This is a genomic window from Variovorax sp. 01T439_2 (assembly GCF_056398445.1).
Window position 1 is genome coordinate 1 of sequence record NZ_JBFTPJ010000131.1, and the last position, 8,827, is coordinate 8,827.

An 8,827-nucleotide genomic window follows, 5' to 3' on the forward strand; every position below is an offset into this window, starting at 1 on the left:
CCATGAGCGACCCCGAGCAGCTCAAGGCGCTGATCGAGGCCGAGAAGCCCACGCTGGTGGTGCCCGAGATCGAGGCCATCGCCACGCCGATGCTGCAGCAGCTCGAAGACGCCGGCGTGGTGCGCGTGATTCCCACGGCCCGCGCCGCCCGCCTCACGATGGACCGCGAAGGCATCCGCCGCCTGGCCGCCGAGACGCTGGGCGTGCCCACCAGCCCCTACAAGTTCTGCGACTCGCTGGCCGAGCTGCAGGCGGCCATCGACGCCGGCATCGGCTACCCCTGCATCGTCAAGCCCGTGATGAGCAGCTCCGGCAAGGGCCAGAGCAAGATCGACGGCCCGGCCGACGTGCAGAAGGCCTGGGACTACGCCATGGCCGGCGGCCGCGTGAGCCACGGCCGCGTGATCGTCGAAGGCTTCATCGACTTCGACTACGAGATCACGCTGCTGACCGTGCGTGCCAAGGACGCGGCCGGCGCGGTGCAGACCCGGTTCTGCGAACCCATCGGCCATGTGCAGGTGAGCGGCGACTACGTCGAAAGCTGGCAGCCGCACCCCATGGCGCCGGCCGCGCTGCAGAAGGCGCAGCAGATTGCCGAGGCCGTCACGTCCGACCTCGGCGGGCAGGGCCTGTTCGGCGTCGAGCTGTTCGTGAAGGGCGACGAGGTCTGGTTCAGCGAAGTGAGCCCGCGTCCGCACGACACCGGCATGGTGACCATGGCCACGCAATGGCAGAACGAGTTCGAGCTGCATGCGCGCGCCATCCTCGGCCTGCCGGTGGACACCTCGCTCAAGAGCCCGGGCGCGAGCGCGGTGATCTATGGCGGCGTGGATGCCGCCGGCATTGCCTTCGACGGCGTGGCCGAGGCGCTGCGGGTGCCCGGCAGCGACATCCGCCTGTTCGGCAAGCCCGAGAGCTTTGCCAAGCGCCGCATGGGCGTGGCGCTGGTGCATGCGGCCGACACCGGCACGGCCCGCAGGCTTGCCAAGGATGCCGCCTCGCGCGTGAAGCCGCGCAAGGCTTAGCCAGTTTTCGCAAGCCGCGCCAGGGCGGCGCGGGCATGGTCGGACCGATCCACCGGAGACACCATGCTGCATCCCCAGGCGCGCACCTTGCTCGACTTCATCGAGGCGCGCGGCATCCCGCCGACCCACACGCTTTCGCCGGCCGAGGCGCGCGCCTTCTATCGCGAGCGCCGCACCACCACCCAACCCGAGGCCCCGCCGGTCGCCGAAGTCCGCGAGCTGAACGCCGACGGGCCGCACGGCACCATCCCGGTGCGCCTGTACCGCCCGCTGGGCTCCACGCCCGGTGCCGCGCTGCCGGTGCTCGTGTACTTCCACGGCGGCGGCTGGGTCATCGGCGACCTCGACACGCATGACGTGCTGTGCCGCTCGCTCGCCAACGGCGCGGGCTGCGCGGTCGTGTCGGTCGACTACCGCATGGGGCCTGAGCACCGCTTCCCGGCCGCGGTCGACGACGTGCTGGCCGCCACCCGCTGGGTGCGCCGCGAGGCCGCCTCGCTCGGCCTCGATGCCGGCCGCCTCGCGGTGGGCGGCGACAGCGCGGGCGGCAACCTCGCGGCGGTGGCGGCCATTGCGGCGCGCGATGCCGGCGACCTGCCCATCGCCTTCCAGCTGCTGATCTATCCGGCCACCGACATGCGCCGCGGCCATCCCTCGCACCAGGCCAACGGCCAGGGCTACCTCCTGACCCGCGACACGATGGCCTACTTCCACGACCACTACATCGACGACCCCCGGCACGACCTCGACTGGCGCGCGTCGCCGCTGCTGCATGCCGATCTCTCCCGCCTGCCGCCCGCGCTGGTGCTCACGGCCGGCTACGACCCGCTGCGCGACGAAGGCATGGCCTACGCCGAGGCATTGACCGCCGCCGGCAACCGCGCCGCGTACGTCTGCTTCGAGCGCCAGATCCACGGCTTCATCACCATGGGCAAGGTGCTCGACGAGGCCGATACGGCCGTTGCGCTGTGCTGCGCCGAGCTGCGCCGCGCGCTCGCGCCGGCCTAGGCTGGCCTAGGGAAAGTCCCCGCGCAAATGCACGCCGCGCCGCCGGCCCCCGCCGCTACGATCCAGCCAACGCAACGCCGGCCCCAGGCCGGCGGCGGCCCGATGCAGGAGACAGACACCATGCAGCGAACGAAGACGGCGCCGCCCGAAAGCGGCGGCGCGCAGCGCGGGGAGCGCCTGATGTGGCTCACGCACCAGCGCGTGTTCTACGCCGGGCTGCTCGGGGCCGCGGCCGAGCGCACGATGGGCGGGCACGGCGTGTACGTGTCGCCCGCGGGCGCGCCGCCGAACCGCCTGTGCATCGGCGGCGGCGCCTGGCAGACGGGCGAACTGCTGGTGGTGCCGCCGCAGGTGCCGCACCGCGTGGAAAGCGCGCATCCGCTCATCTTCAACCTGCTGATCGAATCGGAGTCGGTCGATCCCGCCCGCATGCCGGCCTTCATGCAGCACTGCGGTCCGGTCGATGCGCCAGCCTTCGTGCGGCGCATGCACGATGCCCATGCGCACCTGCTTGCCGCGTCGGGCCGCGGCATGAATTTCGAGGGCTTCGATTTCGATGCGCTGTTCTTCGGCGAGCCGCTGGCGCCGCGCGCGCTCGATGCGCGCATCCGCAAGGTGATCGACGCCATCAACGCCGACCCGGCCGCACCCGCCTCGGCCGAAGACTGCGCGGCCTCGGTGCATCTTTCCTTCTCGCGCTTCCTGCATCTGTTCAAGCAGGAAACCGGCATGGCGTTCCGCGCCTTCCGCGCCTGGAAGCGCGCGCGCAGCCTGCTGCGCTACGTGCGCCAGGCCGGCACGCTGACCGACATCGCGCTGGACACCGGCTACCCCGATTCGACGCACTTCAGCCACTCGATCCGCCAGGTCTACGGCCTGAAGCCCAGCGACATCCTGGCGGGTTCCCGCCGCCTCGCGCTGCACGACGCGGCCGGCGGCTTCAGGCACTAGCCGCAAGAAGAGGCCCCATGCAGATCCTCCAACTCCTGCTGTCGGGCATTGCGCAAGGTTGCATCTACGGGCTGATCGCGCTGGGCTTCGTGCTGATCTACAAGGCCACCGAAACCGTGAGCTTCGCGCAGGGCGACCTGATGATGCTCGGCGCCTTCGGTGCGTTTGCCGGCATGTCGCTGCTCGGCCTGCCGTTCTGGCTCGCGGCCCTGCTGGCGGTGGTGGCGATGGCGGCCTTCGGCGTGCTGCTAGAGCTGGTGGTGATCCGCCCGATCCTCGGCCAGCCGCAGTTCTCCATCGTGATGCTGACCATCGGCATCGCCTACGTGGCGCGCGGGCTCATCACCATGGTGCCGGGCATCGGTACCGACACCCACACGCTGCCCGTGCCCTACAAGGACCAGATCTGGAAGCTGGGCGAACTGGTGGTCAACCTCGAACAGCTCGCGATCATCGTTGCCACGGCCATCCTCTGCGCCCTGCTGTTCGCGATGTTCCGCTATAGCAAGCTCGGCATCGCGATGCAGGCCTCGTCGCAGAACCAGCTCGCGGCGTACTACATGGGCATTCCGGTGAAGCGCCTGAACGGATTGGTGTGGGGGCTGGCGGCGGCGGTCGCGGCCATTGCCGGCATGCTGCTCGCGCCCATCACCTTCGTGCACGCCAACATGGGCTTCATCGGGCTCAAGGCCTTTCCGGCCGCGGTGGTGGGCGGCTTCGGCAGCCTGCCGGGCGCGATCGTCGGCGGGCTGGTGATCGGCATCGTCGAATCGTTCGCGGGCTTCTACCTGCCCGACGGCTTCAAGGACACGGCCCCGTACATCGTGGTGCTGCTGATGCTGATGATCAAGCCCAACGGATTGTTCGGCGAGAAGCTGCGAAAAAAAGTCTAGAAGCATGTGCCCCCACGCTCGTCACTTCGTGTACTCGCTGCCCCCCGAGGGTGCGCAGGTCCGCCTTGGGGCGGCCCGGCGACGGACCTGATTCATGCGCTTCATCTTCAAGACCAGCTACGACCAGGACATCCGCCTCGCGCGGCACGGCGGCCATGTGTTCTGGTATGGCCTGCTCGCCGCGTTCCTCGTCGTCGCACCCTGGGCGATCGACGAGTACTGGCTCGCGCAGCTGACCTTCGTGCTGATCTACGGCATCGTCGGCCTGGGCCTGATGCTGCTGGCGGGCTTCACGGGGCAGTTCTCGATCGGGCACGCGGCGTTCCTTGGCGCGGGTGCCTACACGCAGGGCGTGCTGACGAACCTGGGTGTGCCGTTTCCGATGGCGCTGCTCGCGGCCGCGGCGCTGTCGGCGGCGGTGGGCGTGGTGGTCGCGCTGCCGGCCCTGCGCGTGAAGGGCATCTACCTGGGCATCGCCACGCTGTCGTTCGGCTTCATCGTGGAGGAAGTGTTCGCGCGCTGGGAGAGCGTGACGGGCGGCAACGCGGGGCTGCATGTGAAGCCGCCGCAGCTCTTCGGCTGGTCGCTCGGGTCGGGCAACGGCTTCTACTTTCTGTGCCTGGTGGTGGCGGTGCTCAGCACGCTCGGCATCCTGAACCTGCTGCGCTCGCCGACCGGCCGCGCCTTCGTCGCGATCCGCGATTCGGAGATCTCGGCGCAGAGCATGGGCATTCACCTGGCGCGCTACAAGACGATGTCGTTCGCGATCTCGGCCGCGCTCGCGGGGCTGGGCGGCGCACTGTATGCGCACAAGCTGAGCTTCATCTCGCCGGACCAGTTCAACATCCTGCAGTCGATCGACCTGCTGCTGATGGTGGTGATCGGCGGCCTGGGCTCGGTGCATGGCGCGTTCCTGGGCGCGATCTTCCTGATTGCGATGCCGCAGCTGATCTCGATGGGCAAAGACTGGCTGCCGGCCGTGGTCGGCCAGGCACCGGGGCTGCAGGGGCTGGTGTACGGCGTGGTGCTGATCGCGTTCGTGCTGTTCGAGCCGCTGGGGCTGTATGGCCGCTGGCTCAAGATCCGCACCTGGCTGCAGCTCTTCCCGTTCTACCGCAAGGGCCTGTTCAAGCGGCAGAAGTCGTTCACCAAGTCGGATCGCCTGAGATGACGAGCAGCAGCAGCGGCGACGTTCTTCTTTCGGCCAAGGACCTGAGCGTGCGCTTCGGCGGCGTGCTCGCGGTCAACAAGGTGAGCTTCGACGTGCGCCGCGGCGAGGTGTTCACGCTGATCGGCCCGAACGGCGCGGGCAAGACGACGGTGTTCAACCTGATCAGCCGGATCTACACGCCGACGATGGGCGAGATCACGTGGCATGGCGAGGCCGCGGGGCCCTTGGCGCTGACGCAGCAGGCACCGCACGCGATTGCGGCACTGGGCATTGCGCGCACCTTCCAGAACATCGAGCTGTTCGAACACGCGACGGTGCTGCACAACCTGCTGATCGGCCGCCACACGCACCGGCAGACGGGGTTCTGGAGCGAGGTGTTCTTCACGCCCGCCACGCGGCGTGCGGAGATTGCGGCGCGCGAGAAGGCGGAGCAGGTGATCGACCTGCTGGACCTGCAGCATCATCGCGACTCGATGGTGGCCGGCTTGCCGTATGGCGTGCGCAAGGTGGTGGAGCTCGCGCGTGCGCTGTGCACCGAGCCGAAGCTGCTGCTGCTCGACGAGCCTTCTTCAGGGCTCAACGTCGAAGAGACGGCGGACATGGCGTTCTGGATCCAGGACATCCAGCATGAACTGGGCGTTTCGGTGCTGATGGTCGAGCACGACATGTCTTTGGTGTCGAAGGTGTCGGACCGCGTGCTGGCCATGAACATGGGCGAAGTCTTGGCCACCGGTACGCCGCGCGAGGTGCAGGCGGATGCGCGTGTTGTCGAGGCCTATCTTGGGACTGTGGATGACGTGAGCAGCTTGAGGAGGGTGGCGGCGTGAATGTCTTGTTCGCTGCTTCGTTGGAGACGCCCGGTATGCGGTGCGGCGCGGTCGCCCCCACTATGCCGGCCCTTCGGGCTCCCTTCCGGTGCTCGCCTTCCGCGGGGTCTCGCCCAAACTCGCTTCGCTCAAACAAGGGCGAGCCCTTATCCGCGGAAAGCTGCGCTCCTCAGCGGCACAGAGGGGGCGCCCGCCCCGCACCGCACACCGGGCTCGAGCGGAGGTGGAACCACCCTGAGCGTGCCCACGGCGTTGGGGCCCATGCCCCGGGCGGGCCGTTGAGGCACCGCCGAGCAGCGSAGCGACAAGCGGATCAGGGCTCGCAGCTGTTTGATCGAAGCGAGTTCTGCGAGACCCCGCTTGGCGTGAGCAGCGCAGGGAAGCCCGAAGGGCCGGTGACGTCGGCCCGCCCGGGGCATGGGCCCCAACGCCGCTCCCCGCCCTTGTCGAAAACTCGAGGGACAACGAAGTGACCGACGTCGTCCTCCAGTTGCTCAACGTCGAAAGCGCCTACGGCCCCATCAAGGCCATCCGTGGCGTGAGCCTGAAGGTCAGGCAGGGCGAAATAGTGACCGTCCTGGGTTCGAACGGCGCAGGAAAAACAACCATCCTCAAAACGATCTCCGGAATCATCGACCCGAGAAAAGGCAGCATCGAATTCCAGGGCAAGGACATCACCGCCAAGGACCCGGCCCACATCGTCCAGCAGGGCCTGAGCCATGTGCCCGAAGGCCGCGAGGTGTTCCCGCTGCTGTCGGTGAAGGACAACCTGCTGATGGGCGCCTACACCCGCAAGGACCGCGACGGCGTGGCGCGCGACATGGAAAGCGTCTATGCCTACTTTCCGATCCTGCGCGAGCGCGCCACGCAGGATGCGGGCCTGCTCTCGGGCGGCCAGCAGCAGATGCTCGCCATCTCGCGCGCCATCATGGCCGCGCCGCATCTCATCCTGCTCGACGAACCCAGCCTCGGCCTCAGCCCCAAGCTGACGAAGGAGATCTTCGAGATCGTCGTGCGCATCAACCGCGAACGCGGCACCACCATCCTGCTGGTCGAGCAGAACGCCAACATGGCGCTCAACGCCTCCGACCACGGCTACGTGCTCGAGAACGGCCGCATCGTCATGGAAGACACCTGCGAACGCCTGCGCGAGAAGGAAGACATCAAGGAGTTCTATCTCGGCGTCAAGGACGACGGCGTGCGCGGCGAGCGGCGCTGGAAAAAGAAGAAGACCTGGAGATGACGGCATGAGCACAACCACCCTGCGCGCTCCCGCCGGCCTCTGGGACCTCGCGCACCTGCAGCCGAGTCCGGGCATCGCCGTGCCGGGCGACACCATCCCGGCCGTGTTCTGGAAGGCCGTGGAGCTGCGCGCCGACAAGGTCTGGATGCGGCAGAAGGAATTCGGCATCTGGCGCGCCTGGACCTGGCGGCAAACCGCCGAGGCCGTGCGCGAGATCGCGGGCGGCCTGCTGGCGCTGGGCTTCGGCCAGGGCGAGCGCGCGTCGATCCTTGCCAACACCGTCATCGAGTGGGTGCTGTGCGACGTGGCCGTGCTCAGCTGCGGCGGCGTGTCCAACGGCATCTATCCCACCGACGCGGCCTCGCAGGTGCACTACCTCTGCGAGGACTCGCGCACCACCGTGCTCTTCGTCGAGGACGACGAGCAGCTCGACAAGGCGCTCGAGGTGCGCGCGCAATTGCCGATGCTGCGCAAGGTCGTGGTGTTCGACATGGAAGGCCTGCGCGAGCTCGACGACCCCGGCGTCATCAGCCTGGATGCCCTGCGCGCACTCGGCCGCGACCACCTGCAGGCCCATCCGCAGGCGCTGGCGCAGCGCATTGCCGCCTGCCGGCCCGAAGACCTCGCGATCCTGGTCTACACCTCGGGCACCACCGGCAAGCCCAAGGGCGCGATGCACAGCCATCGCGGGCTGGTCTACACCATGCGCGGCTACAACACCCTGCTGGCCCAGGGCGAGGGCGACGAGCGCATGTGCTTCCTGCCGCTGTGCCACATCGCCGAGCGCATGGGCGGCGAATACTTTGCGATGTACACCGGCTCGATCCTCAACTTCGTCGAGAACCCGGAGACGGTGCCCGAGAACGTGCGCGAGATTTCGCCCACCGTGTTCACCGCCGTGCCGCGCGTGTGGGAGAAGTTCTATTCGGGCGTGATGATTGCGCTGARGGAAGCCAGCCGCCTGCAGCAGGCCGCCTACGGCTGGAGCATCGGCGTCGGCCGGCAGATCGCCGATCGCGTGCTCGAGGGCCGGCCGGTGGGCGCCTGGCTGCGCTTGAAGTTCCGGCTGGCGCGCTGGCTCGCGCTCGACAACGTGCGCAAGCTCATCGGCATCCACCGCGCGCGCTTCCTCGTGACCGGCGCGGCGCCGATCTCGCCCGAGCTCGTGCGCTGGTACCTGGCGCTGGGCGTGCCCATGCTCGAGGTCTGGGGCATGACGGAATCGTGCGGCGCCTCCACGGGCGTGCCGCCCTCGCGCATCCGGCCGGGGTCGATCGGCCCGGCCACCAGCTACAACGAGGTGCGCCTCGATCCGAAGACCGGCGAGATCCTGGTGCGCGGCCCCAATGTCTTCATGGGCTACCTCAACCTGCCCGAGAAGACCGCCGAGACCATCGACGCCGACGGCTGGCTGCACACCGGCGACGTGGGGACGGTCGACGCGGAAGGGTATTTCCGCATCACCGACCGCATGAAGGACATCATCATCACGGCAGGGGGGAAGAACATCACGCCGAGCGAGCTGGAGAACGAGCTCAAGTTCAGCCCCTACATCACCGACGCAGTGGTGATCGGCGACAAGAAACCCTACCTCACGGTGATCGTCATGATCGACCAGGAGAACGTCGAGAAGTTTGCGCAGGACCACGACGTGCCGTTCGGCAACTACGAGAGCCTGACGCGCGCGCAGGAGGTGCTGGACCTGATCC

At 68.3% G+C, this 8,827-nt stretch carries 8 protein-coding genes; all 8 read left to right on the forward strand.

The genetic code is table 11. The features are described 5' to 3' along the window. On the forward strand, positions 1-1,025 hold a 1,025-nt coding region (purT, locus tag AC1DOC_RS08815), incomplete at its 5' end, for a formate-dependent phosphoribosylglycinamide formyltransferase (RefSeq protein ID WP_478129677.1). A gap of 63 nt (positions 1,026-1,088) precedes the next feature. Continuing rightward, positions 1,089-2,033: an alpha/beta hydrolase gene (locus AC1DOC_RS08820; RefSeq protein ID WP_478080251.1), complete on the forward strand. Its 945-nt coding sequence runs from the start codon at positions 1,089-1,091 to the stop codon at positions 2,031-2,033. A gap of 120 nt (positions 2,034-2,153) precedes the next feature. Next, positions 2,154-2,984: a helix-turn-helix domain-containing protein gene (locus AC1DOC_RS08825; protein ID WP_018905092.1), complete on the forward strand. Its 831-nt coding sequence runs from the start codon at positions 2,154-2,156 to the stop codon at positions 2,982-2,984. A 17-nt stretch (positions 2,985-3,001) separates the two neighbouring features. After that, the gene (locus AC1DOC_RS08830) at positions 3,002-3,877 is read left to right on the forward strand and encodes a branched-chain amino acid ABC transporter permease (RefSeq protein ID WP_369663700.1); all 876 of its coding nucleotides are present in this window, start codon (positions 3,002-3,004) and stop codon (positions 3,875-3,877) included. A 94-nt stretch (positions 3,878-3,971) separates the two neighbouring features. Continuing rightward, the gene (locus tag AC1DOC_RS08835) at positions 3,972-5,048 is read left to right on the forward strand and encodes a branched-chain amino acid ABC transporter permease (RefSeq protein WP_018905090.1); all 1,077 of its coding nucleotides are present in this window, start codon (positions 3,972-3,974) and stop codon (positions 5,046-5,048) included. After that, entirely contained in the window at positions 5,045-5,875 is an 831-nt protein-coding gene (locus AC1DOC_RS08840) for an ABC transporter ATP-binding protein (protein WP_369663699.1), read from the forward strand. The genes AC1DOC_RS08835 and AC1DOC_RS08840 overlap by 4 nt, the downstream gene beginning before the upstream one ends. A 469-nt stretch (positions 5,876-6,344) precedes the next feature. Next, a complete protein-coding gene (locus AC1DOC_RS08845) occupies positions 6,345-7,118 on the forward strand; it encodes an ABC transporter ATP-binding protein (RefSeq protein WP_018905088.1) in 774 nt (257 codons plus the stop codon). Between the two features lie 4 nt (positions 7,119-7,122). Further along, on the forward strand, positions 7,123-8,827 hold a 1,705-nt coding region (locus tag AC1DOC_RS08850), incomplete at its 3' end, for an AMP-dependent synthetase/ligase (RefSeq protein WP_478129678.1).